33 protein-coding genes are annotated in these 22,509 nt (G+C 39.4%); 28 read left to right on the top strand and 5 right to left on the bottom strand.

Annotation, left to right across the window (positions count from 1 at the left end; genetic code table 11):
* Nucleotides 1–138 precede the first annotated feature (138 nt).
* The 3 genes from ACFX40_RS20065 to ACFX40_RS20055 all read left to right on the top strand — a co-directional run bounded on the left by ACFX40_RS20065 (nucleotide 139) and on the right by ACFX40_RS20055 (nucleotide 3,197).
* On the top strand, nucleotides 139–1,749 hold the full coding sequence (locus ACFX40_RS20065) for a gamma-glutamyltransferase family protein (protein WP_377255999.1): 1,611 nt from the start codon (nucleotides 139–141) through the stop codon (nucleotides 1,747–1,749).
* 297 nt (nucleotides 1,750–2,046) lie between these two features.
* Complete coding sequence (locus tag ACFX40_RS20060) at nucleotides 2,047–2,547, top strand: CBO0543 family protein (protein ID WP_028409340.1); 501 nt, start codon at nucleotides 2,047–2,049, stop codon at nucleotides 2,545–2,547.
* Nucleotides 2,548–2,585: 38 nt separating this feature from the next.
* A complete protein-coding gene (locus tag ACFX40_RS20055) occupies nucleotides 2,586–3,197 on the top strand; it encodes a CBO0543 family protein (RefSeq protein ID WP_028409339.1) in 612 nt (203 codons plus the stop codon).
* Between the two features lie 29 nt (nucleotides 3,198–3,226).
* Here ACFX40_RS20055 and ACFX40_RS20050 read toward each other — a convergent pair whose 3' ends face one another.
* Nucleotides 3,227–3,565, bottom strand: a complete 339-nt coding sequence (locus ACFX40_RS20050; protein WP_136789865.1) for a hypothetical protein — start codon at nucleotides 3,563–3,565, stop codon at nucleotides 3,227–3,229.
* Between the two features lie 225 nt (nucleotides 3,566–3,790).
* Here ACFX40_RS20050 and ACFX40_RS20045 point away from each other — a divergent pair, with 225 nt between their 5' ends.
* The 5 genes from ACFX40_RS20045 (at nucleotide 3,791) to ACFX40_RS20025 (ending at nucleotide 6,758) form a co-directional block, all read left to right on the top strand.
* Nucleotides 3,791–3,973 carry a hypothetical protein gene (locus ACFX40_RS20045; protein ID WP_057244319.1) on the top strand — a complete coding sequence of 61 codons (183 nt, stop codon included), beginning with the start codon at nucleotides 3,791–3,793 and terminating at the stop codon, nucleotides 3,971–3,973.
* A gap of 31 nt (nucleotides 3,974–4,004) precedes the next feature.
* Entirely contained in the window at nucleotides 4,005–4,205 is a 201-nt protein-coding gene (locus tag ACFX40_RS20040) for a hypothetical protein (RefSeq protein WP_098248022.1), read from the top strand.
* Nucleotides 4,206–4,295: 90 nt separating this feature from the next.
* Nucleotides 4,296–4,634: a zinc ribbon domain-containing protein YjdM gene (locus ACFX40_RS20035; protein WP_028409337.1), complete on the top strand. Its 339-nt coding sequence runs from the start codon at nucleotides 4,296–4,298 to the stop codon at nucleotides 4,632–4,634.
* Between the two features lie 201 nt (nucleotides 4,635–4,835).
* Nucleotides 4,836–6,080: a glutamate-aspartate/proton symporter GltP gene (gene gltP, locus ACFX40_RS20030; RefSeq protein WP_377238402.1), complete on the top strand. Its 1,245-nt coding sequence runs from the start codon at nucleotides 4,836–4,838 to the stop codon at nucleotides 6,078–6,080.
* A gap of 198 nt (nucleotides 6,081–6,278) precedes the next feature.
* Entirely contained in the window at nucleotides 6,279–6,758 is a 480-nt protein-coding gene (locus tag ACFX40_RS20025; RefSeq protein ID WP_237074365.1) for a DUF2798 domain-containing protein, read from the top strand.
* A gap of 27 nt (nucleotides 6,759–6,785) precedes the next feature.
* On the opposite strand, the gene ACFX40_RS20020 is transcribed toward ACFX40_RS20025, so the two are convergent.
* Nucleotides 6,786–7,655 carry a LysR family transcriptional regulator gene (locus ACFX40_RS20020; RefSeq protein ID WP_377255994.1) on the bottom strand — a complete coding sequence of 290 codons (870 nt, stop codon included), beginning with the start codon at nucleotides 7,653–7,655 and terminating at the stop codon, nucleotides 6,786–6,788.
* Nucleotides 7,656–7,764: 109 nt separating this feature from the next.
* Between ACFX40_RS20020 and ACFX40_RS20015 the strand changes: the two genes are divergently transcribed.
* The 16 genes from ACFX40_RS20015 to gvpU all read left to right on the top strand — a co-directional run bounded on the left by ACFX40_RS20015 (nucleotide 7,765) and on the right by gvpU (nucleotide 16,979).
* Nucleotides 7,765–8,985, top strand: coding sequence for an MFS transporter (locus tag ACFX40_RS20015; RefSeq protein ID WP_377255991.1), 1,221 nt, complete (start codon nucleotides 7,765–7,767; stop codon nucleotides 8,983–8,985).
* A 108-nt stretch (nucleotides 8,986–9,093) separates the two neighbouring features.
* Nucleotides 9,094–9,579 carry a YflT domain-containing protein gene (locus ACFX40_RS20010; protein ID WP_028409332.1) on the top strand — a complete coding sequence of 162 codons (486 nt, stop codon included), beginning with the start codon at nucleotides 9,094–9,096 and terminating at the stop codon, nucleotides 9,577–9,579.
* Between the two features lie 447 nt (nucleotides 9,580–10,026).
* Nucleotides 10,027–10,287: a gas vesicle structural protein GvpA gene (gene gvpA / locus ACFX40_RS20005; RefSeq protein WP_013058000.1), complete on the top strand. Its 261-nt coding sequence runs from the start codon at nucleotides 10,027–10,029 to the stop codon at nucleotides 10,285–10,287.
* 60 nt (nucleotides 10,288–10,347) lie between these two features.
* Complete coding sequence (gene gvpT / locus ACFX40_RS20000; RefSeq protein ID WP_028409331.1) at nucleotides 10,348–10,833, top strand: GvpT/GvpP family gas vesicle accessory protein; 486 nt, start codon at nucleotides 10,348–10,350, stop codon at nucleotides 10,831–10,833.
* 25 nt (nucleotides 10,834–10,858) lie between these two features.
* Nucleotides 10,859–11,314: a gas vesicle protein GvpQ gene (gene gvpQ / locus ACFX40_RS19995; RefSeq protein ID WP_377255988.1), complete on the top strand. Its 456-nt coding sequence runs from the start codon at nucleotides 10,859–10,861 to the stop codon at nucleotides 11,312–11,314.
* Nucleotides 11,315–11,333: 19 nt separating this feature from the next.
* Nucleotides 11,334–11,600: a gas vesicle structural protein GvpA gene (gene gvpA, locus ACFX40_RS19990; RefSeq protein ID WP_013057997.1), complete on the top strand. Its 267-nt coding sequence runs from the start codon at nucleotides 11,334–11,336 to the stop codon at nucleotides 11,598–11,600.
* A gap of 75 nt (nucleotides 11,601–11,675) precedes the next feature.
* The gene (gene gvpO / locus ACFX40_RS19985) at nucleotides 11,676–11,942 is read left to right on the top strand and encodes a gas vesicle protein GvpO (RefSeq protein WP_013057996.1); all 267 of its coding nucleotides are present in this window, start codon (nucleotides 11,676–11,678) and stop codon (nucleotides 11,940–11,942) included.
* A gap of 28 nt (nucleotides 11,943–11,970) precedes the next feature.
* A complete protein-coding gene (gene gvpN, locus ACFX40_RS19980; RefSeq protein WP_377255985.1) occupies nucleotides 11,971–12,897 on the top strand; it encodes a gas vesicle protein GvpN in 927 nt (308 codons plus the stop codon).
* A gap of 14 nt (nucleotides 12,898–12,911) precedes the next feature.
* Complete coding sequence (locus ACFX40_RS19975) at nucleotides 12,912–13,679, top strand: GvpL/GvpF family gas vesicle protein (RefSeq protein WP_377255982.1); 768 nt, start codon at nucleotides 12,912–12,914, stop codon at nucleotides 13,677–13,679.
* 1 nt (nucleotide 13,680) lies between these two features.
* Nucleotides 13,681–13,947: a gas vesicle protein GvpG gene (locus ACFX40_RS19970; protein WP_028409328.1), complete on the top strand. Its 267-nt coding sequence runs from the start codon at nucleotides 13,681–13,683 to the stop codon at nucleotides 13,945–13,947.
* Nucleotides 13,948–14,757, top strand: coding sequence for a GvpL/GvpF family gas vesicle protein (locus ACFX40_RS19965; protein ID WP_377255980.1), 810 nt, complete (start codon nucleotides 13,948–13,950; stop codon nucleotides 14,755–14,757).
* Nucleotides 14,758–14,774: 17 nt separating this feature from the next.
* Nucleotides 14,775–15,062, top strand: a complete 288-nt coding sequence (locus tag ACFX40_RS19960; RefSeq protein WP_013057991.1) for a gas vesicle protein — start codon at nucleotides 14,775–14,777, stop codon at nucleotides 15,060–15,062.
* Entirely contained in the window at nucleotides 15,016–15,300 is a 285-nt protein-coding gene (locus ACFX40_RS19955) for a gas vesicle protein K (RefSeq protein WP_013057990.1), read from the top strand. The genes ACFX40_RS19960 and ACFX40_RS19955 overlap by 47 nt, the downstream gene beginning before the upstream one ends.
* 21 nt (nucleotides 15,301–15,321) lie before the next feature.
* Nucleotides 15,322–15,624, top strand: a complete 303-nt coding sequence (locus tag ACFX40_RS19950; RefSeq protein WP_013057989.1) for a gas vesicle protein — start codon at nucleotides 15,322–15,324, stop codon at nucleotides 15,622–15,624.
* Nucleotides 15,625–15,660: 36 nt separating this feature from the next.
* A complete protein-coding gene (gvpT, locus tag ACFX40_RS19945) occupies nucleotides 15,661–16,539 on the top strand; it encodes a GvpT/GvpP family gas vesicle accessory protein (protein WP_336091398.1) in 879 nt (292 codons plus the stop codon).
* A gap of 23 nt (nucleotides 16,540–16,562) precedes the next feature.
* Nucleotides 16,563–16,979, top strand: coding sequence for a gas vesicle accessory protein GvpU (gene gvpU / locus ACFX40_RS19940; protein ID WP_014459206.1), 417 nt, complete (start codon nucleotides 16,563–16,565; stop codon nucleotides 16,977–16,979).
* Nucleotides 16,980–17,010: 31 nt separating this feature from the next.
* On the opposite strand, the gene ACFX40_RS19935 is transcribed toward gvpU, so the two are convergent.
* Nucleotides 17,011–17,910, bottom strand: coding sequence for an AraC family transcriptional regulator (locus tag ACFX40_RS19935; protein ID WP_377255976.1), 900 nt, complete (start codon nucleotides 17,908–17,910; stop codon nucleotides 17,011–17,013).
* Between the two features lie 108 nt (nucleotides 17,911–18,018).
* Here ACFX40_RS19935 and ACFX40_RS19930 point away from each other — a divergent pair, with 108 nt between their 5' ends.
* Complete coding sequence (locus ACFX40_RS19930; RefSeq protein ID WP_098332099.1) at nucleotides 18,019–18,939, top strand: EamA family transporter; 921 nt, start codon at nucleotides 18,019–18,021, stop codon at nucleotides 18,937–18,939.
* 34 nt (nucleotides 18,940–18,973) lie between these two features.
* Here the strand turns inward: ACFX40_RS19930 and ACFX40_RS19925 are convergent, their stop codons facing one another.
* Nucleotides 18,974–19,189 carry a hypothetical protein gene (locus tag ACFX40_RS19925; protein ID WP_028409323.1) on the bottom strand — a complete coding sequence of 72 codons (216 nt, stop codon included), beginning with the start codon at nucleotides 19,187–19,189 and terminating at the stop codon, nucleotides 18,974–18,976.
* Between the two features lie 273 nt (nucleotides 19,190–19,462).
* On the opposite strand from ACFX40_RS19925, the gene ACFX40_RS19920 reads away from it, so the two are divergent.
* From ACFX40_RS19920 to ACFX40_RS19910, 3 genes are all read left to right on the top strand, one after another.
* Nucleotides 19,463–20,398 (top strand): aldo/keto reductase, encoded by a 936-nt coding sequence (locus ACFX40_RS19920; protein WP_028409322.1) that lies wholly within the window; start codon nucleotides 19,463–19,465, stop codon nucleotides 20,396–20,398.
* Nucleotides 20,399–20,768: 370 nt separating this feature from the next.
* A complete protein-coding gene (locus ACFX40_RS19915; protein ID WP_025751010.1) occupies nucleotides 20,769–21,152 on the top strand; it encodes a MerR family transcriptional regulator in 384 nt (127 codons plus the stop codon).
* A gap of 20 nt (nucleotides 21,153–21,172) precedes the next feature.
* Nucleotides 21,173–21,619, top strand: a complete 447-nt coding sequence (locus ACFX40_RS19910; RefSeq protein WP_377255973.1) for a GNAT family N-acetyltransferase — start codon at nucleotides 21,173–21,175, stop codon at nucleotides 21,617–21,619.
* Between the two features lie 314 nt (nucleotides 21,620–21,933).
* On the opposite strand, the gene ACFX40_RS19905 is transcribed toward ACFX40_RS19910, so the two are convergent.
* Nucleotides 21,934–22,080 carry a YjcZ family sporulation protein gene (locus tag ACFX40_RS19905; RefSeq protein ID WP_057273570.1) on the bottom strand — a complete coding sequence of 49 codons (147 nt, stop codon included), beginning with the start codon at nucleotides 22,078–22,080 and terminating at the stop codon, nucleotides 21,934–21,936.
* Nucleotides 22,081–22,509 lie beyond the last annotated feature (429 nt).

Below are 22,509 nucleotides of genomic sequence, written 5' to 3'. Positions count from 1 at the left end.
GTACTCTATCAGTATACCAATTTTAGGTAAAAGGAGTCATGTCATTCTAAGATAAAAAAGCCGATGCGTTATGAATATGGTAAAATAAAGAAGTTACATTATTTAGAAAATTTAAATATCTAAAAAAGGGGCGCTTTTATGACCTATGATCCGCATTATCATCCATATCCATCTTACCGAGTTCCTGTTTATGCAAAAAAAGGAATGGTATCTACATCTCAGCCGCTCGCAGCGCAGGCAGGCATTGATATTTTAAAAAAAGGCGGCAATGCCATTGATGCAGCAATCACGACAGCTGCGAGCCTTACCGTATTAGAGCCCGCATCTAATGGAATCGGAGGAGACGCGTTTGCGCTTGTTTGGACAAATAATCAGCTGTATGGACTAAACGCTAGCGGACCTTCTCCCCAGTCTATTTCCATTGATGCGCTAAAGGAAAAAGGATACAGAGATATTCCTAAATACGGAATGATTCCCGTTACGGTTCCCGGGGCTCCGGCTGCTTGGGCTGCTTTATCGAAGCGATTTGGCAAACTGCCTCTTTCTCAAGTACTGCAGCCTGCCATTCAGTACGCCAAAGAAGGATTTCCGCTAGCGCCTACTCTCGCGAAACAATGGAAACAAGCGTACGATACGTTTAAACGAGTACATACAAGCAAAGAATTTGAATCGTGGTTTCAAACGTTTGCGGCTAATGGACAAGCACCAAAAGCAGGAGAAATGTGGTCATCCCTCCATCATGCCCGTACGCTTCAGCTCATTGGCGAAACAAATGCAGAAGCGTTTTATAAAGGCGAGCTTGCGGATCGTATTGATGCATTCAGTAAAAAACACGGCGGCTTTTTATCAAAAGAAGATTTGGCTGCTTTTGAGCCTGAGTGGGTGAATCCTATTAGCGCTCACTACCGTGGATATGATGTATGGGAAATTCCTCCGAACGGTCAGGGGCTTATTGCGTTACTGGCATTAAATATCGTAAAAGGCTTTGAGCTTCTAGAAAAAGATGCCGTGGATACGTATCATAAACAAATAGAAGCGATAAAGCTTGCGTTTGCAGATGGAGAAAAATACATTACGGAAGAAGCAAAAATGAGCGTGTCTGTTAGTGTGCTTCTGTCTGATACATATGCAAGCTATCGCCGCGGCCTTATAAAAGAACATGCCCTGCAGCCTGAAGCGGGAGAGCCTGTTGGAAGCGGAACGGTGTATTTAGCAACGGCTGATGAAGAAGGAAACATGGTTTCGCTTATTCAAAGTAATTATATGGGCTTTGGTTCTGGAATCGTTGTGCCAGAAACGGGAATTGCCTTGCAAAACCGCGGCCACAATTTTTCAATGGATCCTAATCACGATAACTGCCTTGCTCCTAATAAAAAAACGTTTCATACCATTATTCCGGGCTTTCTCACTAAAAATAATGAGCCCGTAAGACCGTTTGGAGTGATGGGAGGTTTTATGCAGCTGCAGGGACATATGCAAGTCGTCATGAATACGATTGATTTTCAGCTTCATCCTCAAGCTGCTTTAGACGCGCCAAGATGGCAGTGGAAAAAAGATAAAACGGTGCTTGTGGAGCCAGCTTTTCCATCCCACGTAGCGCAAGCGCTTGAACGGAAAGGACATAAAATTGAAGTAGCCGTGGATTCTATGGCATTTGGGCGCGGACAGATTATTTGGAGAGATCCTGAAAGCGGCGTGCTATGCGGAGGAAGTGAATCACGAACGGATGGATTCGTAGCCGGATGGTAACGTTTAAAAAAACACAATAGGTGAAGGAAGAAGCCCGTACTGATTAGAGTTGGGCTTTTTCCATGTCTCAACCACATGTATAAATCTCTTCAAAGAACTGAAAACTAAAACAAATATTTACGTATGTATGGATAGCGTGAACTTAAGGGTTATGTACGGAAAATTTACATTAGACGCTGCTGCGTATCTTTATAAATTAACATAAGCAATAATTGAGCGTGGTGAGAACAGCCGTCTCAAGCTGCCAATTGACATGAAGGTAGGCTAACAACACTTGGTGAAAGGAGCGAAAAGGTGATGAGAAATAAAAAGTTTGAAGTGAAATTTTTACGTGTAATGCTACTTATCGCCCTGGGGATTCTCCCTTTTTTATTTAGAAAACCACCGATTAAAGACTGGCTGCTGGCCTATGTATTTAACGCCTTAACAAATGGTATTATTGATAAATTTATTGTAACTCACGGCCTTCTTCGATATCCAACTCGCTTATTGAAAAAACAGTTTAGAATTAACGTGTTGTTCGACTTTTTGCTTTATCCTATGATATCCGTCATGATTAATCAAGCTACATATTACGATAAAGGGTTAAAAGTTTTATATAAAATTATGTTTTTTACGATTCCAATGTTTTTTATTGAATTATGGGCTGAAAAACGAACGAAGCTCATCGAGTGGAAAACAGGCTGGATGTGGTATCACACTTTTACTAGCGTAACGTTAAAATCGTACCTTAACCGTATGCTTATTGGATGGATTCGAAAAATTGAAAAGAAGCAGGAAGAAACGAAAATACAATAGCAGAGATTCTAAAAACGACGTTAGAGAGGTGAACAAAGGTGCATATTTCTGTCCTTCTATGGCTGATTTTTCAAAATATCCATAAGAAAACGTGGAACAAAATACGCGAGCTGTATGCTGGGGTTTTATACGTGAGCTTTTTTAATATGCTCTACTACTTTTTATGTAATGATAAATTGCTTTGGGATTTTAAATCTTCTCATCTTTCATTAAAAGTACTGCGTATTTTACACCTTATGTTCATTACGCCTCTCATGATTTTGTCGTTCTTAGCTACTTATCCGTCTACACTCGCTAAGCAGGTGAAATATATTACAAAATGGGTATGTACAGCTTCGTTTGTAGAATGGGTTGGGCTCAGGTGTAAGGGGATTACATTTAGGCACGGCTGGCATTTGGGGTGGTCGGCACTTATTTACGTAATGATGCTTATCTTCTCGAGATGGTTTCAAAAAAAGCCTTTTGCGGTCTTACTGCTCTCGGTTTTAGCAACAGTGGTTCTCAGCGTTATCTTTAAAGTTCCCGTGAGCAAACGGATGCTAAAACATCCGCTGAAACGAATATTGACGCGGCCTTTAAAAGATCATGTGACTCAAGCTGTTGCGAATAAAGTAAAGCGAAAATGCCTGCTTCTCAAGCTGTTCTCGTAAGTACCTGCTCTCTGTGAAGAGCAGGTTTTTTAGCTTACTGGAGGAATAACGTTTGTCAGCAGCAGAACGAAAAAAATCAGGCCCACTCCCGTAAAGCTTAAAGAAGCAAGAAAATAAGCCGTCCAGCGCAAACGAAACGGATTGTGTTCAATAGTGGCCCCAGACATTAATCTCATGGAATGAGTTTTATAGTGAGAATGAGCGCTGTTGCTTCCGCTGCTTGAAAACCAAAAAGTCAAAACTGAAAACAAAAGTCCGCTAAAAAACATAAGCTCAATAAAGCGGATAGACAAAAATGATGAGCACGCATAGGTTAATCCAGCTTCAATAAGCAGTGTAATAACAAAAATAAGCTGAGTTCTCTTCAAAAAATTCTCCCCTTTTTTCTCTGTGTCTACTTTTCATTATACAATAATTTACATGTATAAAAAGTCTCAAAAATGCTTTTATTATGATGTAATGGTAATAAATGTATTGTTAGAAAGTGTTCAAAATCCTCATGCATCACGAGTGTAAGGTCTTTTATAATGATGAGACTTACTATATACGCTGCGCTTAGCTTCAAGTGCGTAGAATGAAAGTGAGGAGTGTGTATGGACTTAGGAGAGACTGTGATTGCGATATTAGCAGCGGGAGCACTGCTGTTATACGGTACGTTAGAGCTTTGGTTTGCGCCTCGTAATGCTTCCTTTTTTAAAGGGTGGAAGCAAAAACTAGCCGTCATTTTACCGTTATACGGAGTTACATTTGGCATATGGTTCGTGTTTTTTTCGTAATACAAAGTCTTACAAAAAGGAGGAATGAAAGATGGAAATCAATTCATACCTCATTCGATTTTCATGTATGCTGATGCTGATGTTTGGAGGATTATTTATTATACGGTATGTAAAAACAGGTGACTTTTATGTAGATCAGCTTCTTGTCTTTGGAGCGGGTTTTGTTCTGTTTATCGGCTCACTTATTTGGAAAAGAAAACATCAGCAGCAAGGAAATAGAAAAGCTTGTTAATCTCGTGAAATTGTGACAGTATAAAACAGATAAAAAATGTAATCTCGTAATCGTACTATTGGCTACGAGCTGCTGCTGGAGGAAAAGAAAATGAATGTACCTAATTGCCCAAGCTGTCAATCACAGTATACATATGAAGATGGAAACCTGTTCGTCTGCCCGGAGTGTGCGCATGAATGGAGGCAAGATGAAAAAACAGAAAGCACAGAAGAACAGCTGACTGTAAAAGATGCAAACGGGAACCTTTTAAAAGACGGAGATTCAGTTACCGTCATCAAAGACTTAAAAGTAAAAGGAAGCTCATCGGTTGTCAAAATCGGAACAAAAGTAAAAAGCATTCGTTTAGTAGAAGGCGATCATAACATCGACTGCAAAATTGACGGATTTGGAGCGATGAGCTTAAAATCTCAGTTTGTTAAAAAAGCATAAGAATTAAAAAAGCCAGGATGAAGAACAACTTCACTCTGGCTTTTTTCTATGCATTTTAACTGATAAAGCGAAATATATAGACCAATTTGTCTATTTTAGAAGGAATCTAGCTAAATGTCCCGAACTTACTTAAAGTGTCTCAGGATTTGGATATTAATGGAATGGATGTCCGTTTCATGAAGGCAAAAGGGAGGTAGAAATGTGAAAAAGTTTTTAGCGTTTCAAATTTTAATTGCATTAGTAATCGGAGCTTTTATCGGGCACTTTTTCCCGGACTTCGGGATGGCTTTAAGACCGATAGGGGACGGGTTTATTCGCCTCATTAAAATGATTGTGGTGCCGATTGTCTTTTCAACCATCGTCATAGGTGCTGCGGGAAGCGGCAGTATGAAACAAATGGGGAGTCTAGGATTAAAGACGATTATTTGGTTTGAAATCATTACTACCATCGTATTAGGAATCGGTCTGCTGTTAGTGAATTTGCTAAAGCCTGGAGTAGGCCTCGATCTTTCTCATCTTGTAAAAAAAGATATCGGTGAATTGTCTCAGTACACTGAGAAAGTCGTGGACTTTAAACAAATGATTTTAAACATCATTCCAACAAATATCGTAGATGTGATGGCAAAAAATGATTTGCTGGCCGTGATTTTCTTTGCTATTTTATTTGGTGTTGCCGCTTCAGGAGTTGGGAAAGCATCCGAACCTGCAATGAAGTTTTTTGAATCCACGGCTAAAATTATGTTTAAATTAACGCAAATTGTCATGGTCACAGCGCCTCTTGGTGTACTAGCGCTAATGGCTGCATCTGTAGGGCAATACGGCATTGTGCTTCTGCTTCCAATGCTAAAGCTTATTGGAACCGTCTTTTTAGGTCTTTTTATTATTTTATTTGTTTTATTTCCGCTTGTTGGGTTTATATTCAAATTCAACTACTTTGAAGTATTCAAAATGATTTGGGATTTGTTTCTTATTGCGTTTTCAACAACAAGTACGGAAACGGTGCTGCCACAGCTGATGGAACGGATGGAAAAGTACGGATGCCCTAAACGAGTTGTGTCGTTCGTTATTCCGTCCGGCCTGTCGTTAAACTGTGATGGCTCCACTCTTTATTTATCCGTTTCATGCGTCTTTTTAGCACAGGCTTTTAACATTGATATGCCATTAACTCAGCAATTATTTATGATGCTTATACTCGTGATGACAAGTAAAGGAATTGCGGCTGTCCCGTCAGGTTCACTCGTTGTTCTTTTAGCAACAGCCAATGCAGTAGGTCTGCCGGCTGAAGGAGTGGCAATTATTGCAGGAGTGGATCGCATTATGGATATGGCCAGAACAGGAGTCAACGTTCCAGGCCACGCGATTGCCTGTATTGTCGTCTCGAAATGGGAAAAAGTATTCCGCACCCAAACGCCGATCCCGCCCGGGTCGCACACAGAATCTCTATAAAATGAACCCCCGCTTTAGTCCATAAAGCGGGGGTTTTTGTTTACGTTTCAAAGGTGCAGACTAGAGTGGTTTGTCATACTTATCCCTCCACAAAAAGAGGAGCAGCCGCTTACAAATGTTCACAAAATGTTCACTTACGAAGAAGGAAGATAAAAAGCTATACTAAGCCAAGTAAAAAAGATGAAAAGGATGAGGAATGTGCCAACAACTAAAAAAGAGAGTATGTATTTTGGAATGATGATGTGCGGAGGGATGGTGCTTGTAATGACGGTGTATAACATGTTAATGAATGACGTCATCGGGCATATCACGCTCGCAGAAGGTATTTTGAACTTGGTTATCACGTTTGTAGTCGCAATGACTGTCGAAACTTTTTTCGTTGGTCCCGTAGCAAAAAAAGTAGCATTTTCACTGCCGTTTGATAAGTCTAAACAGTTAAAAGTCGTGTTGATTTTGTCATCATGTATGGTTATTGGAATGGTGCTTTCCATGTCTGTATATGGATTAATTACGATGTCACTTACGAAAGGCCTGCAAGGAGAGCCGCTTCTTTCAAGCTATGCATTTATCGTGATGAAAAACTTTATCGTAGCCTACCCGCTTCAGCTTCTTATTATGGGACCTTTAGTTCGTTTATTGTTTATGAAATTTGTGAAAAAGAATCCGGCAGCGGCTTAAGTCAAAACCCTAAGAACGCCTATTTTCTTAGGGTTTTGTTATGCAAAGCTGTTCGGTAAGAAGAGAAGAAAATTCACGTAAAGCCGCCGATACAAAGGCATCTTTTCGCGTAATAAAAAAAGTGGGAACCTTTCTATATGGCTGCGGCAGCGGAGTTAACGTTAATGAATGGTCGTGATGAGATACAATGGATTTCATCATTACAGCTACGCCCATACCAGCTTTTACACACCCAATAATCGCTTCAATCGTACCAAATTCTAATATCCGTTTTGGAAACACGCCTTCTTTTGTCAACAGCATTTCTAACGTATGTCGATATGCGCATCCGCTGCTGAAGGCTAATAAATTCATATCGTTTAGGCTGTAAAGAGAAGGAAGAGGGTGGCGGCTCACAAGTACAAGCTCTTCATCTTGAGTAAATAAAGAGTTTAGATCAGGATGTTCACAGCTGCCTGCAACAAATGCGCCTTCAAGTTTTCGGGTTAAAACCAGGTGAATAAGAACATCGGTTGTATGTGTTTCTAAAATGAAGTCTACATCCGGGTAGGCAGTGCAATAAGTAGAAAGCAAAGGCGGTAGCCGAAGAGCCGCGGTGGATTCAGTTGCGCCTATTTTCAAAGGCCCTATCGGCGTGTGCGCACTGTTTTGAACAGTTATAGTGGCTTCATTGGTTAAACGAAGAATTTCTTCAGCATAACGATGCAACAGCTCTCCGCTAGAAGTTAACGTTACGCCTTTACCGCTGCGTTCAAATAGCTGTGTGCCGAGTTCAGCTTCCAGCTGCTGAATGCGCATCGTCACATTCGACTGCACATAGCTTAAACTTTTGGCAGCTTTTGAAATGTTTTTTTCTTCTGCTACTGTCGTAAAAACAAGCAAATCTTTTATATCCATAAAATCTCCTCCTTCAGCTATCATTTTTATTGATGACTTTTATCTTTATTCCTTATTTTACATGATACCATTCTTTCTCTACACTGAAAGTAGAGGTGGAGGAGAGTAAATGATCAGACAAAAAGCTTCTTATAAGTGGATGATTTTATTTATTGCCACGCTTTCTCAGGCGTGTGCAACATTTGTCACGTACGGGATAGGACCATTGGCAGCGTTTTGGCAAAGACTATATGATTTATCGCAGTTTCAAACAGGACTGCTCGTATCAGCTGTTCAAATTGGTCCGATTTTTTCTATGCTGCTTTTTGGAAACTGGATGGATCAATATGGCGAAAGGTGGCTTGTAGGAGGAGGATCTATTTTGCTGGGGATAAGCATGCTTTTCGCCTATAGCGCTGATCATTATTTGTATCTAACAGGCGTACTTCTCGCAGCAGGCGTATGGTATGGAACAGCACAGCCAGGAGGAAGCAAAGCGGTGGTGAAGTGGTTTCCTTCTCATCATAGAGGTCTTGCCATGGGAATTCGGCAAACGGGGATACCGATTGGAGGCGTTGTCGCTTCAGCAGCATTACCGCTGCTGTTTCATCAATACGGGTGGCATGGGGCTGTTCTCGTACAGGCAGCAGCAGCTATCGGAGGAGGTCTTCTTTTTTTTGTATTCTACCGAGAGCAATCATCATCGTCAGAAAAAAAGGAAACATTTACGCTTCGTCAAAAAATCAAGCGCATTTCTCAAGATAAAACGCTCTATCCGCTGTTTTTTGTAGGTGTTTCAATGATTTCTCTTCAAATGATTATCGTTGCGCACTTTATGAGCTATTTAACGAAAGCCATAAAGATGGATTTTGCTTCAGCGGGCACCCTGCTGAGCATCACACTGCTAGGGGGAATGGTGGGGAGAATTGTTTTAGCTTGGGTAAGTGATTATGTGTATAACGGAAATCGAAGAACTCCTTTGCAAGTGACGGTTTGGATGACTGCAGGACTAACAATAGCAATTTCTTATATTGGATTTACTTTGCCTTTTTGGCTACTAACTGCTTTTTGTTTTAGCTTTGGCTTTTTTGCAATTGGCTGGTTTAGTTTGTTTATCGTGCTAATAGCAGAAAAAGCGGATGATCGTTTTATCGGTTTAACGGTAAGCATTGCGTTAACGCTCAATCAATTTGCCATCGTGCTCGCGCCGATTTGGTTTGGGCTCCTTGTGGATTGGCTCCGGAGCTATGTGTTGGCTTTTAGTACGGCTGCGTGCTTCATTGCTTATGGAGGAATATGGTTAAAAAAAGAGCGAGTTCATTCATTTTTAAATAAAAACGTCACTAAATGAAAAGTGATGTAGGGCTATTTATTTAAGAATAGAGAAGACCTCTGACTCTCTAAAACGTTTCAAAGCCATACTCCCGGGTACACACAACATTAATGAGGAGGAGATAGTATGGAAGCAAAAGCAAAGAATGTTGTGGGGGTATACGAAACGGAACAAGAAGCAATTCAAGCTGTAGAGAGTTTGAAAAAAGAAGGGTATACATCAGAAGAAATATCTATCATCGGCAAACATAAAAAGACCAAAAACGTTCAGAAAGAAACGAATACAAAAACAGAAGGGGCAGCAACTGGAGCACTTACCGGAGGTACGCTAGGGAGCTTAACCGGAATATTAGCAGGTGCCGGGGCTCTTGCCATACCGGGAATAGGTCCCATTGTGGCGGCTGGTCCGATTGTAGCTACATTAACAGGTGCGGCAGCTGGTGCGAGCGTAGGAGGTCTGTCTGGTATTTTAGTAAGTATGGGAATTCCAAAACAGCAGGCCGAACAATATAATGATTCAGTCAAAGAAGGAAGCTTGCTTGTTTTAGTAGACAAAGAAGACTCAGATCATGATGGAAACCCGAAAGCTCCTTTAACTGGAATGATTTTATAGAACGTAAGATACGTAGGAGAAAGCTGTCGCAGTGCGGCAGTTTTTTTATGCGCTCGTTTTATTTAAGTGAACTTAATTCACAATAATATTCCATAATAGTTAAAAATATCAAAATATGTCATGGTACACCGAGTAACAATATGCCTTAAATTATAATGTAATATTATTGTAACAATAATGTATTTATTGTTTTATTTTGGGATTGAAATCTTGATGAAAGCTTTAACAGAAGGATTTACGCGCAAATTCCATCCAATAATTAACTGTTAATTATTATACGTAGTAGAATAATTTTCTAATTTATTTTCAGAAATTACTTTTTAGCAAATTCTTCATGTTTGAAAGAGGGCTAAAAAGTATATTTCAAAAGTATGTTTAATTAAAAAGTTAAGCAGGTTGATTAGTAGCATCATTCATTTAGCTAAATTTCAAAAGGAGCTGCTAAAAATGAGTATTCAAAAAAGTACAGATAGTTCTAGTTTAGCAGAAGTGATTGATCGAATTCTCGACAAAGGGATTGTCATCGATGCTTTTGCCCGAGTATCACTCGTAGGAATTGAAATTTTAACGATTGAAGCCCGAGTCGTTATTGCAAGTGTCGATACGTGGCTTCGCTACGCAGAAGCCGTTGGGTTATTAACCGACAAAGTAGAGGAAGAAGGGCTGCCTGGCCGAACAGAAGAGCGAGGAGCAGGGCTTAGCTTTTAAGTCTTTTAATCGTAAGAAAATTCATTAAATAAATAATAATAAGAGAAAAGAGGATGGAACATGTCAACAACTGATAACAACGTGCAAAATGAAAAACAAGAAAATCAGCAGCAGGAAGAAAAAACGCAAAACTCTTTAAATCTTGCTATTTTAGGAGGCGTAGTAGGAGCAGGAATTGGGCTTCTTTCAAGTCCTCAAACGAGTAAAAAAGTACTCAGCCGCTTAGGACAATCAGAAATTGTACGTGCGACAGGACAAGAGTTAAGAAGAAACGCACAGGATATTTTAACGCAGCAAGCGATGGGAGCATTAAGACAGACGGCTACAGGCTATCTTGAAAAAGACAATTTAAGCAAGCTGCTCGCACCTAAAAAGAAAAAAGAAGAGGCATCAAATGAACAGGGAAATGCGCAGGAAGAAGTCAGCCAAAGCGCAGAAATGGAAACGTCTCAGTACGAAGAGTTAAAAGAAGAAAATAAAAATATGAACGACCAGCTGCAGCGCATTGAAGAGATGCTAAACAAACTCATGGACGCGAAGAAGTAAGATATCCGTCCTGAAGGGGAATTTCATGGATAAAAAAGATGTGGAGAAAGCAGCACTAAAAGCAGGAAAAAAAATAGTGGAGCACACGCCTGAACCTGTTAAGGAAAAGGTAGAAGAAAAGGTTAAAGAAAAAGCGAAAGAAAAATTTGTCGAAAAAACTGAAGGGAAACTGCAGGAAAAAGCAAATGAAGCGTCAGAAAAACTGCAGGAAACAAAAGAAAAAAATGCCCAAAAGGTACACGGCAAAGGGGAAGACGCAAAAGAAAAGCTCCAAGACGTCTTACTATCAGTAAAAGATAAGCTTAGCGATGTGAAAGAAGCTGGAGAAAACTTTCAAGAAAAAGTTTCTTCTTCAGACGATAAAGAGAAGTCAAAAAATAAGCGGAAAATAAAAGGCGCAAATCAGATTAAAAAAGCAACGGATATTAAAAGCTCCAATGATATTAAATCATCTACTGATTTAAAAACAATGGGATCATGAGCGAAAGGAGAAATGAGATATGTCTATTCAAAAAAGTACTAATAGTTCAAGTTTAGCAGAAGTCATTGATCGTATTTTAGATAAAGGAATTGTTATTGATGCTTTTGCAAGGGTTTCTGTTGTAGGAATTGAAATTTTAACGATTGAAGCACGAGTGGTTATTGCCAGTGTTGATACATGGTTACGCTATGCAGAAGCAGTAGGGCTTCTTCGTGACGACGTAGAAGAAAACGGTCTTCCTGAACGTTCAAATTCAAGTGAAGGACAGCCGCGTTTTAGTATTTAATATGAAGTGATATGGAACCTTCCTTTTTTGAGGGTGGTTCCAGCTTTTAGATTTAACTATTGGAGGCTACTAAAAATGGAAATTAAAAAAATTATGCAAGCCGTGAACGACTTTTTCGGTGAACACGTAGCTCCTCCTCATAAAATTACCTCGGTGGAAGCTACTGAAGATGAAGGCTGGAGAGTTATTGTTGAAGTCATTGAAGAACGAGAATACATGAAAAAATACGCCAAAGATGAAATGCTCGGAACGTACGAGTGCTTTTTAAATAAAGAAAAAGAAGTCATTTCATTCAAACGACTCGACGTCAGATATAGAAGCGCCATTGGCATTGAAGCATAGACGATAAGATGGCAGGAGGAACGTAAAAATGACCGTCTTAACAGACAAAAGGAAAAAAGGCAGTGGAGCTTTTATACAAGATGACGAGACAAAAGAGGTTCTTTCAAGAGCGCTGAGCTATTTAAAATCCGGCTATTCCATTCATTTTACAGGTCCTGCCGGCGGAGGCAAAACCTCTTTAGCGCGAGCGCTTGCTAAAAAGAGAAAGCGTCCTGTAATGCTGATGCACGGGAATCACGAGCTCAACAATAAAGATTTAATTGGCGATTTTACGGGATACACGAGCAAAAAAGTAATCGACCAATATGTTCGTTCTGTCTATAAAAAAGATGAACAAGTGAGTGAAAACTGGCAGGATGGCCGATTGCTTGAAGCTGTAAAAAATGGCTATACGCTGATTTACGACGAATTTACTCGGTCTAAGCCTGCAACGAATAATATCTTTCTATCAATATTAGAAGAAGGCGTGCTTCCGCTGTATGGAGTGAAAATGACCGATCCTTTTGTGCGCGTGCATCCCGATTTTCGCGTCATCTTCACAAGCAATCCAGCTGAGTATGCCGGCGTATATGATACGCAAGATGCGCTTCTTGACAGGTTAATTACCATGTTTATTGATTATAAAGACATCGACAGAGAGACAGCGATTATAACGGAGAAAACGGACGTAGAAGAAGACGAAGCGCGCACAATTGTAACGCTCGTAGCAAACGTGCGAAACCGCTCTGGAGACGAAAACAGCAGCGGACTTAGCCTTCGGGCTTCGCTTATGATCGCTACTCTCGCCACGCAGCAAGACATTGCTATCGATGGAAATGACGAAGATTTTCAAACGTTATGTATCGATATTTTGCATCATCCGCTTACCAAATGTTTGGATGAAGAAAATGCAAAAAGCAAAGCCGAAAAAATCATTTTAGAAGAATGTAAGAATATAGACATTGAAGAAAAGTAAAGGAGCTTGAAAACATGAGTGAAACAAACGAAACAGGTATTTATATTTTTAGCGCCATTCAAACGGATAAAAACGAAGAATTTGGCGCCGTGGAAGTAGAAGGAACAAAAGCTGAAACATTTCTGATTCGCTACAAAGACGCAGCTATGGTAGCAGCTGAAGTACCGATGAAAATTTATCATCCTAATCGCCAAAATTTATTAATGCATCAAAACGCAGTAGCAGCGATTATGGACAAGAACGATACGGTTATTCCAATCAGCTTTGGGAATGTATTCAAATCAAAAGAAGACGTAAAAGTTCTTTTGGAAAACCTTTATCCGCAGTTTGAAAAACTGTTTCCAGCGATCAAAGGAAAAATTGAAGTCGGTTTAAAAGTAATTGGGAAAAAAGAATGGCTTGAGAAAAAAGTAAATGAAAATCCTGAACTTGAAAAAGTATCAGCCTCCGTAAAAGGAAAATCAGAAGCAGCCGGTTATTATGAGCGTATTCAACTTGGGGGAATGGCTCAAAAGATGTTTACTTCCCTGCAAAAAGAAGTCAAGACAGATGTGTTTTCACCGCTTGAAGAAGCAGCGGAAGCAGCAAAAGCAAATGAGCCAACGGGCGAAACGATGCTTTTAAACGCATCTTTCTTAATTAACCGAGAAGATGAAGCGAAGTTTGATGAAAAAGTGAATGAAGCGCATGAAAACTGGAAAGACAAAGCCGATTTTCATTACAGCGGTCCATGGCCTGCTTATAATTTTGTGAACATTCGCCTAAAAGTAGAAGAGAAATAACGTGCTTCACAAATTAGTAACCGCCCCTATTAACCTTGTAGTGAAAATCGGCGAAAAAGTACAGGAAGAAGCTGATAAACAGCTATATGACCTTCCGACGATTCAGCAAAAACTCATTCAGCTTCAAATGATGTTTGAGCTTGGTGAAATTCCCGAAGAAGCGTTTCAAGAAAAAGAAGATGAATTGTTAATGAGGTACGAAATTGCGAAGCGCAGAGAAATTGAACAATGGGAAGAGCTAACAAAAAAAAGAAATGAGGAAGACTAGATGGGAGAATTACTGTATTTATACGGTTTAATTCCAACAAAAGAAGCAGCAGCCATAGAGCCGTTTCCATCTTATAAAGGGTTTGACGGAGAACATTCACTGTACCCACTAACGTTTGATCAGGTGACGGCTGTAGTTTCTAAGCTGGATGCTGACACCTATTCAGAAGAAGTGATTAAAGAAAAGATGGAGCAGGATATGAGCTGGCTGCAGGAAAAAGCATTTCACCATCACGAGACGGTAGCCGCTTTGTACGAAGAATTTACGATCATTCCATTAAAATTTTGCACCATCTATAAAAGTGAAGAAAGTCTGCAGGCAGCTATTGAGATTAACAAAGAAAAGATAGAGAATTCACTGAAGCTGCTTCAAGGAAATGAAGAGTGGAACGTGAAGATTTACTGTGATGATACGGAGCTTAAAAAAGGAATCAGCGAAACGAATGAAAGCGTGAAAGCGAAAAAAGAAGAAATTAGTCACTTATCACCAGGAAGACAATTTTTTGAAAAGAAAAAAATAGATCAGCTGATTGAAAGAGAATTAGAACTTCACAAAAACACAGTGTGTGAAGAGATACATGACAAGCTTAAAGAGTTATCGCTTTATGACTCAGTTAAAAAGAATTGGAGCAAGGACGTAACGGGCGCTTCTGAACAGATGGCGTGGAACAGCGTGTTTCTTCTTCCGTCTCTGCAGATCAATGAGTTCGTAAACAAAATAGAAGAGCTTCAGCAAAAGCTTGAAAATAAAGGCTGGAAATTTGAAGTGACGGGACCATGGCCGCCCTATCATTTCTCGAGCTTTGCGTAAAGTGAGGAATTAACATTATGTCTCTTAAACAATCCATGGAGAATAAAGATATTGCTCTTATTGATATTTTAGATGTGATTTTAGATAAAGGAGTCGCCATTAAAGGAGACTTAATCATTTCCATAGCCGGCGTCGATTTAGTGTATTTGGATTTGCGGGTGCTTATTTCTTCGGTCGAGACGCTGGTGCAAGCTAAAGAAGGAAATCGCAAACCAATCACTTCTGAACAATTTGATAAACAAAAGGAGGAATTAATGGATGCAACCGGTCAGCCAAGCAAATGGACGAATCCACTTGGATCCTGATCAAGCTGAACAAGGCTTAGCGCAGCTTGTGATGACAGTTATTGAGCTATTGAGGCAAATCGTTGAACGTCATGCCATGAGGCGGGTGGAGGGTGGAACGTTGACGGACGAACAAATTGAAAACTTAGGAATTGCACTAATGAACTTAGAAGAAAAAATGGACGAGTTGAAAGAGGTGTTCGGTCTGGATGCAGAAGATTTAAATATTGATCTTGGACCGCTAGGCAGCCTGCTTTAAGCGGTCAGTAGGAGGAACAGTATGGCAGTCGAACATAATATGCAGTCAAGTACGATTGTAGATGTGCTCGAAAAGATTTTGGATAAAGGAGTCGTCATAGCGGGGGACATCACCGTAGGAATTGCAGATGTCGAGCTATTAACGATAAAGATCCGCTTGATTGTGGCTTCCGTTGATAAAGCAAAAGAAATCGGCATGGACTGGTGGGAAAATGATCCCTATCTCAGTTCAAAAGGAGCCAATAACAAAGCGCTCGAAGAAGAAAATAAAATGCTGCATGAGCGGTTAAAAACGCTTGAAGAAAAAATAGAAACGAAACGTTAAAAACTGTACGCTACTTAAAAAATGGAGGGATTTACAATGGCAACTGAAACAAAATTAGATAACACACAGGCAGAAAACAAGGAAAATAAAAATACGGAAAACGGTTCAAAAGAAAAGAACGGTTCAAAAGCAAGCAAAACAACAAGCAGCGGGCCAATCAAACGAGCGGTAGCAGGAGGTATCATCGGTGCAACGATTGGATATGTATCGACTCCTGAAAATCGAAAAAGTCTCCTTGACCGCATTGATACAGACGAATTAAAAAGCAAAGCATCTGATTTAGGAACAAAGGTAAAAGAAAAATCAAAAAGCAGTGTGGCCAGCCTGAAAACATCTGCGGGAAGCTTGTTTAAAAAAGATAAAGATAAATCAAAAGATGATGAAGAAAACGTAAATTCTTCTAGTAGCGAAACAGAAGACGATAACGTTCAAGAGTACGACGAGTTAAAAGAAGAAAATCAAACTCTTCAAGATCGCTTATCACAGCTTGAAGAAAAAATGAACATGCTTGTTGAGCTTAGCCTCAATAAAAATCAAGACGAAGAAGCGGAAGATACAGATTCCGACGAAGAAGAGAACGATGAAAACGAAGAAAACGAGCAGGACGACGAAAACGAAGAAGCAACATCTAAGCCTCGTAAAAAGGATAAAAAAGAAGAGGAGCAAGAAGAGGAAGAAGAAAGTGAAAGTGACGAAGACAGCGAGGAAGAAGAGGAAGATTCTCGCTCAAACAAAAAAAATAAAAAAGTAAAAACAGAAGAAGAAGAAGAAGATGAAAGCGAAGAAGAAAAAAAGGAAGCGAAACCAAAAAAGTCAACAGCTAAAAAATCAAAAAATACAAAAGCAAAGAAAAACACGGACGAAGAAGATGATGAAGCAACATCTCTTTCTAGTGAAGACGACACAACAGCCTAAGGCGTAAAGGAGGAAAGAAAGACATGAGTACAGGCCCTTCTTTTTCAACTAAAGACAGTACGCTTGAATACTTTGTGAAAGCTTCTAATAAACACGGCTTTTCACTTGATATTTCATTAAATGTAAACGGCGCTGTGATTTCCGGTACCATGATTTCAGCAAAAGAATACTTTGATTACTTAAGCGAAACGTTTGAAGAAGGCAGTGAAGTGGCTCAGGCGCTAAGCGAACAATTCTCTTTAGCAAGCGAAGCGAGTGAATCAAACGGAGAAGCAGAAGCCCATTTTATTCATTTGAAAAATACAAAGATTTACTGTGGAGACAGTAAATCTACTCCTTCTAAAGGAAAGATCTTTTGGAGAGGGAAAATAGCAGAAGTAGACGGGTTTTTTTTAGGAAAGATTTCTGATGCAAAATCAACGAGTAAAAAGAGTTCATAAAAAACGGCGGGGTGATTGCCCTGCCGTTTTTTTAGTGATGTGATGAGATGTGCAGCTTCTTTTTTCGATACATGAGCGGAGTCATCTTCATTTCTTTTCGAAACTGATTAATAAAATAGCTTGTACTATTAAATCCTACTTGATAAGCGACGTCCGTCACATTTGCTTCTGCTTGCTGCAGCATAACTAAGCTTTGCTGAATTCGATAGTTTAATACATAGGTCAAAGGCGATTTTTTTAACATTTTCTTAAAATATCGACAGCATTCAGAACGGCTCAATTGTCCGGCTTTGGCAATATCATCGAGCGTAATCTTTTCAGCAAAGTGCAAATGAATCCAATTGAGCATTTGCTTCATTCGCTGATTTTTGATCATTTCTTTTTCATTGTATTTCAGCTGCAAACCGTTAAGAATTAAATTTTTCCACAGTATGCTGAGTTCAGAGGCAATCTCTATTTCATAGTGGTGCGGCTGCTTATGAATCCATGTGTATATTTTATGTATAGACTCTAACACGTTATTCCCCCAGGCTTGCTTTAGACTGATGAATAAATGTGATAGATTCGTTGCATGAATGTAGGGATAAACGTAATTTGTAAAAAGCTCTTGCGGCACAAGAAAATGAGGAGAAACATTTAAACAAATGTACACGCAGCCAGATTTGTTTGTGTCTTCAGTCATATGAAGACATCCGCTGTTAATAAACAGTCCGTAGCCTTGTTTTACAGTCACTGTTTTTTCATTTATTTGAAAAGACGCATCTCCTTTTATAACTAATACAAATTGAAGCTCATCATGCCAGTGAAGAGGGATGTAGCCGTTGATGTGATCACTGATCGTCGTTTGATAACATGCTACTGGCAGCTCAACGGTGCGATGGGTCGTTAGCTCTTTTAAGTTTTCATCAATTTTAAAATGGGCTGCTGGCATACATGGTCACCTCAATATAATTATATTTTTTAATGCAATATGCGTATTTCCCGCCCCGTTTTTCATTTATTATAACACTATTCTTATAATAAAAGTGAGGGATGAAAGATGAACAATCTCAGCCGGAAAAAAGGGTTCTTCTTTGTAACAACTGGAGCTATATGTTGGGGGATGGGAGGAACGGTTGCTCAAAAGCTTTTTCAAGAATTTGAAATCAGTGTAGACTGGCTTGTTTCAGTACGGCTGCTCATTGCGGGTTTTTTGCTGCTAATGATTTCATGTATAAAAAATAATCGTTCTCACGTACTTGGAGTATGGAAGAACCAAAAGGCAGCTCTTCAGCTCGTCGTTTTTGCCATATTTGGTATGCTCGCCGTTCAGTATACGTATATGGCTTCTATTAAGCATGGAAATGCAGCAGTAGCTACGCTGCTGCAGTATTTATCACCGGTGATGATTATCGTTTATTTGCTTTTGCGCAAGCAGTCTATATTTACGCGACAAGACGTCATCACTGTTTTGCTGGCACTGGGGGGCTGCTTTTTTTTATTAACAAACGGCTCTATTTCTCAGCTGTCTGTTCCTGTATCTGCCGTTGCTTGGGGAGTGCTGTCAGGTGTAGCAGCAGCATTTTATACGCTGTATGCGGTGCCGCTGATCAAAAAGTACAGTTCGCTTGTCATCGTTGGCTGGTCAATGGTAATTGGGGGAAGCGTAATGAGCTTTATTCATCCTCCTTGGGAAGCGTCAAGCTTATCACCAATAACCTGGGGATATATTTTATTTGTCATTATTTTTGGCACGATGCTTGCTTTTTGGTTTTATGTAGAAAGCCTGCAAAGTCTTTTACCTAAAGAAACGAGTTTGCTTGGAAGTTTAGAGCCTTTAGCCGCTGTTATTACAACCGTTGTTTGGCTGAAAGAGCCTTTTGGTTTTTATCAATGGATAGGCACAGCTTGTATTATTGGATTAGTTTTATTACTCACACGAACGAAACAAGCATCTTCTAAGACGACACTTTCAGCATAAATAGGGGCTTGCTAAAAGAAGAAGCAAACCAATGTCACTTTTCCGCCGAATCTGTAGAAACTCGTTTGACTTTTAAAATCTTTACATATTGAATAAACACTCTTTCTTTTGTAGAGACATTTAATTTAGCAAGTCTTGATGCGTCATCCCGGTTTTTAGCAGATTCTATCACAAAAGTTCCTTTGATTTTGGCTTCATCTTTTAGAACGGAATACTGTATTTCAAATCGTTTTGCTTTCGTTTTCTGCATAGTGATTGATAAGCTCCTTTGCCTGGTAAATTGATGTATTGCTATGAAATAAGCTTCGATAAAAAGGAATAAAAGAACGTAACATATACTACTAAATGAAATGCAGAGCGGCAGTGACTTTTATCACACCACAACCTAGTATTTCATCTTTTTACCAAAAAAGATAGGGTGTTTTACCGTCGCTGCTTATAAAAACTTTTATTCTTTCTGCTTGACCTAGAGTTAACTCTATGGTTTATCTTGTATTAGTATCATTTCAAGGAGGGGCTTTATATGAAGTATCATACAATTGCTAATACTGACTTACACGTATCAAATTTAATTATGGGAAATATGCGTTTAACAGAGCTTTCGTTACCAGAAGCAGAGAAGCTAATCCGCACAGCGATGGAAGAAGAAATTAACTTTTTTGACCATGCTGATATTTACGGTCCTGATTATGTGGGACAATGCGAAGAGTATTTTGCAAACGCTATACAAATGAATTCAAGTCTTCGTGAGAAAATGGTGATTCAAAGTAAATGCGGCATTAACGCAGCGAAAAATTACTATGACTTTTCAAAGAAGCATATCATAGACTCTGTTAACGGCAGCTTAGAGCGCTTAAAAACAGATTACTTAGATCTTTTATTACTTCATCGCCCAGATCCGCTAATGGATCCTGAAGAAGTAGCAGAAGCGTTTAATGAGCTTCAAAGCAGCGGAAAGGTACGTCACTTCGGTGTGTCGAACCACAACCCAGCGCAAATTCAGCTGCTTGAAAAATATATCAACCAAAAGCTTGTCGTAAACCAAGTGCAGTTCAGCATTGCACATACGCCAATTATAGACTCTGGTATTTCTTTAAATATGGGCATCGACCAAGCTGTGAACCGCGACAGCAGCGTGCTTGAATATTGCCGTTTAAATGATATAACGCTTCAAGCGTGGTCGCCATTCCAAAACGGATTTTTCGAAGGACCTTTCTTAGGCGACAAAGAGAAATTTGGAAAGCTAAACGAAGTGATTGATCGCATCGCAAGTAAGTATAGCGTGACGAATACAGCGATTGCCGTTGCGTGGATCACAACTCATCCTGCAAATATTCAAGTGGTGCTTGGTACTACAAATATTCAGCGTATGAAAGATGCAAGTAAAGGTTCAGAAATCAAGTTAACGCGCGAAGAGTGGTACGATATTTACAAAGCCGCTGGCAACATGGTGCCTTAAGCGCTGCAGTTTTTAAAATAAAGCAGGTAACTCCGTTCGGATATGGAACGGAGTTACCTGCGTTTTACGATAAGTAACTACTGGTTAAGCTAGAAAAAGATTTAGCAGCAGCTCAATTATTTTTGTGACGCCAAGACCTAACAAAAAGGCAATAAAACCGCCAATTACAATGGTAAGCATCATGTGAGCAGTATTCATCGTATTCATCCTTTCAGGTTTAAATATATGTTGCTTGCTGCTTGTACAAAAAGTCTGCAGCATAAAGAGCTCAATGAAGAAGACTATAAAAGAATAAATCCTCGAGATAACTAGAGGTCAAGACAAACTCATCATGTTTTTCTGAGAAGTTTAAGGTATGGGAGGAAGCAGTATGACGTATACCATTTCACAAGTGGCAAAAAAATTGAACGTGACAATTTATACCATTCGCTATTATGATAAAGAAGGGCTTTTTCCATTTTTAGATCGTACAGCGTCAGGGAATCGTATTTTTAAAGAACAAGATATTGAATGGATTGATTTAATCTGCTGTTTAAAAAGCACAGGGATGCAAATCAAGGACATTCGGACGCTTATTGAAAACTGTACGCTTGAAAATGCCGTGCTTGATAAAAGTCTGCAAATGCTGATGGATCATAAAAAAGCGGTACAAAAAGAAATCGAAGAAATCCATCACAAGCTTGAGACGATTGATTATAAAATTAAGCACCTGCCGGAAATGTACGAGCGAATTGTTAACAAGCCTTCAAACTAAACAAAAAAGGAAGCGTAAAAATGATCGAAAAAGTAGTACCTCTCACTGCAGAGAATATGGAGCAGTGTATTAACTTGTATATGAATGTATTTACAAAAACACCTTGGAATGAGCCGTGGACAGAGAAAGCAGCTAGAGAAAGGCTGACTGATTTACTGAACACACCTAAATTTATGGGCTATTTATTTTATGACCAAGGAGAGCTGATTGGAATGATTGCAGGTCACGCAAAAAAATCATACAGCGGTATGACCTTTTACGTGGCCGAGCTTTGCGTCAGCGCAAGCGTGCAGGGAAAAGGGTACGGTTCAGCTATCTTAAGCCGGTTTGAGAACGAACTTCAAAGACACGATATCAACAGCTTGTATCTCTTGACGGCGACTGGAGGAGCTGCACAGGCTTTTTATGAAAGAAACGGCTATACTGTCAATGATCAGCGCGTTGTCTTGAAAAAAACGTTTGTTTAATGTTTAGCATCTACATAGAGCAGGAAGAGAGTTGCAGAGTGACTCTCTTTATAATTAATCTTTTTATCTATTAATATGTAGAAGAAAAGGAAGTATGAACAAGAAAAATAAGGTGATGGGAAGAAATAGACAAGAAACGGCAGATTAAAAAAATCTATTTTTTTATAATGGCTAGTCTTATTATTACCTGATTCATAAGCACATTTAAAAACAGTGCCCATTATGTGGACACTGCTTTTTCATAATAAAGTGGAAAGCTAGCTTTTGGTAAAAAAATTAGCGGAAATGAAGCTGTTTATCACTATTTCTAATGATTAGCAACCGCCAAATCCTCCCCAGCAAGCACAGCCGATGATGATTAATAAAATGAATAATACGATGATTAAAGCAAAGCCACTGCCAAATCCGCCGCCGCCGCCGTAACCGTAACCGCCATAACCACAGCCACCATAGAAGCCCATATATTTCACCTCCAAGTTCTGAGTACATTTTTAACATATGCCTGAAATGCAAAAGTGCTCCAAAAATATCCAATGATTTCAATGAAAATAAAAAAAGATAAGAAAATAAGATGGACACGGTACTTTTTTTCACTTTCTACATAGGATGAATCATCCCAAGATCTCATATATGAGCCCCCATGTTATAACAAAGCAGGCTAATACCACTTCCTCCTTAGCCTGCGTACATAATGAAGGAGAAGCCGAAGAATTTTTTCTTCGGCTTCTTATTTTTTACTATGAAATAAACACGTTAGTACTTTCCCTATACCATTCTAAGTCAGGATCCGCTTTTTTGTATGTATTAGGTACTAAAGAGAAATCAAGCTCATTTTCATATAAACCTAGTAATTTGTTTTTTTTCGTAATTCTTTTCCCTTATTTTCAGCA

The sequence above is a fragment of the Priestia sp. YIM B13552 genome (assembly GCF_042787775.1).
GTDB classification, from domain to species: Bacteria; Bacillota; Bacilli; order Bacillales; family Bacillaceae_H; genus Priestia; species Priestia megaterium_E.
The sequence above is the reverse complement of the archived record's forward strand: the minus strand, read 5'-3'. Positions and strand labels throughout refer to the sequence as shown.

Excerpts from the sequence above, each read along its gene's own strand:
- ACFX40_RS20015 (WP_377255991.1), top strand. The coding sequence starts at position 7,765 with ATGATCAGACAAAAAGCTTCTTATAAGTGGATGATTTTATTTATTGCC.
- ACFX40_RS19915 (WP_025751010.1), top strand. The coding sequence starts at position 20,769 with ATGACGTATACCATTTCACAAGTGGCAAAAAAATTGAACGTGACAATT.
- ACFX40_RS19930 (WP_098332099.1), top strand. The coding sequence starts at position 18,019 with ATGAACAATCTCAGCCGGAAAAAAGGGTTCTTCTTTGTAACAACTGGA.
- ACFX40_RS20040 (WP_098248022.1), top strand. The coding sequence starts at position 4,005 with ATGGAAATCAATTCATACCTCATTCGATTTTCATGTATGCTGATGCTG.
- ACFX40_RS20065 (WP_377255999.1), top strand. The coding sequence starts at position 139 with ATGACCTATGATCCGCATTATCATCCATATCCATCTTACCGAGTTCCT.
- ACFX40_RS19955 (WP_013057990.1), top strand. The coding sequence starts at position 15,016 with ATGCAACCGGTCAGCCAAGCAAATGGACGAATCCACTTGGATCCTGAT.
- ACFX40_RS19975 (WP_377255982.1), top strand. The coding sequence starts at position 12,912 with ATGAGTGAAACAAACGAAACAGGTATTTATATTTTTAGCGCCATTCAA.
- gvpA (WP_013058000.1), top strand. The coding sequence starts at position 10,027 with ATGAGTATTCAAAAAAGTACAGATAGTTCTAGTTTAGCAGAAGTGATT.
- gvpT (WP_336091398.1), top strand. The coding sequence starts at position 15,661 with ATGGCAACTGAAACAAAATTAGATAACACACAGGCAGAAAACAAGGAA.
- ACFX40_RS19960 (WP_013057991.1), top strand. The coding sequence starts at position 14,775 with ATGTCTCTTAAACAATCCATGGAGAATAAAGATATTGCTCTTATTGAT.
- ACFX40_RS20045 (WP_057244319.1), top strand. The coding sequence starts at position 3,791 with ATGGACTTAGGAGAGACTGTGATTGCGATATTAGCAGCGGGAGCACTG.
- gvpA (WP_013057997.1), top strand. The coding sequence starts at position 11,334 with ATGTCTATTCAAAAAAGTACTAATAGTTCAAGTTTAGCAGAAGTCATT.
- ACFX40_RS20035 (WP_028409337.1), top strand. The coding sequence starts at position 4,296 with ATGAATGTACCTAATTGCCCAAGCTGTCAATCACAGTATACATATGAA.
- ACFX40_RS20010 (WP_028409332.1), top strand. The coding sequence starts at position 9,094 with ATGGAAGCAAAAGCAAAGAATGTTGTGGGGGTATACGAAACGGAACAA.
- ACFX40_RS19935 (WP_377255976.1), bottom strand. The coding sequence starts at position 17,910 with ATGCCAGCAGCCCATTTTAAAATTGATGAAAACTTAAAAGAGCTAACG.
- ACFX40_RS19905 (WP_057273570.1), bottom strand. The coding sequence starts at position 22,080 with ATGGGCTTCTATGGTGGCTGTGGTTATGGCGGTTACGGTTACGGCGGC.
- ACFX40_RS19910 (WP_377255973.1), top strand. The coding sequence starts at position 21,173 with ATGATCGAAAAAGTAGTACCTCTCACTGCAGAGAATATGGAGCAGTGT.
- ACFX40_RS19920 (WP_028409322.1), top strand. The coding sequence starts at position 19,463 with ATGAAGTATCATACAATTGCTAATACTGACTTACACGTATCAAATTTA.
- ACFX40_RS19925 (WP_028409323.1), bottom strand. The coding sequence starts at position 19,189 with ATGCAGAAAACGAAAGCAAAACGATTTGAAATACAGTATTCCGTTCTA.
- ACFX40_RS20060 (WP_028409340.1), top strand. The coding sequence starts at position 2,047 with ATGAGAAATAAAAAGTTTGAAGTGAAATTTTTACGTGTAATGCTACTT.
- ACFX40_RS20020 (WP_377255994.1), bottom strand. The coding sequence starts at position 7,655 with ATGGATATAAAAGATTTGCTTGTTTTTACGACAGTAGCAGAAGAAAAA.
- gvpO (WP_013057996.1), top strand. The coding sequence starts at position 11,676 with ATGGAAATTAAAAAAATTATGCAAGCCGTGAACGACTTTTTCGGTGAA.
- ACFX40_RS19965 (WP_377255980.1), top strand. The coding sequence starts at position 13,948 with ATGGGAGAATTACTGTATTTATACGGTTTAATTCCAACAAAAGAAGCA.
- gvpT (WP_028409331.1), top strand. The coding sequence starts at position 10,348 with ATGTCAACAACTGATAACAACGTGCAAAATGAAAAACAAGAAAATCAG.
- ACFX40_RS19950 (WP_013057989.1), top strand. The coding sequence starts at position 15,322 with ATGGCAGTCGAACATAATATGCAGTCAAGTACGATTGTAGATGTGCTC.
- gvpU (WP_014459206.1), top strand. The coding sequence starts at position 16,563 with ATGAGTACAGGCCCTTCTTTTTCAACTAAAGACAGTACGCTTGAATAC.
- gvpN (WP_377255985.1), top strand. The coding sequence starts at position 11,971 with ATGACCGTCTTAACAGACAAAAGGAAAAAAGGCAGTGGAGCTTTTATA.
- gvpQ (WP_377255988.1), top strand. The coding sequence starts at position 10,859 with ATGGATAAAAAAGATGTGGAGAAAGCAGCACTAAAAGCAGGAAAAAAA.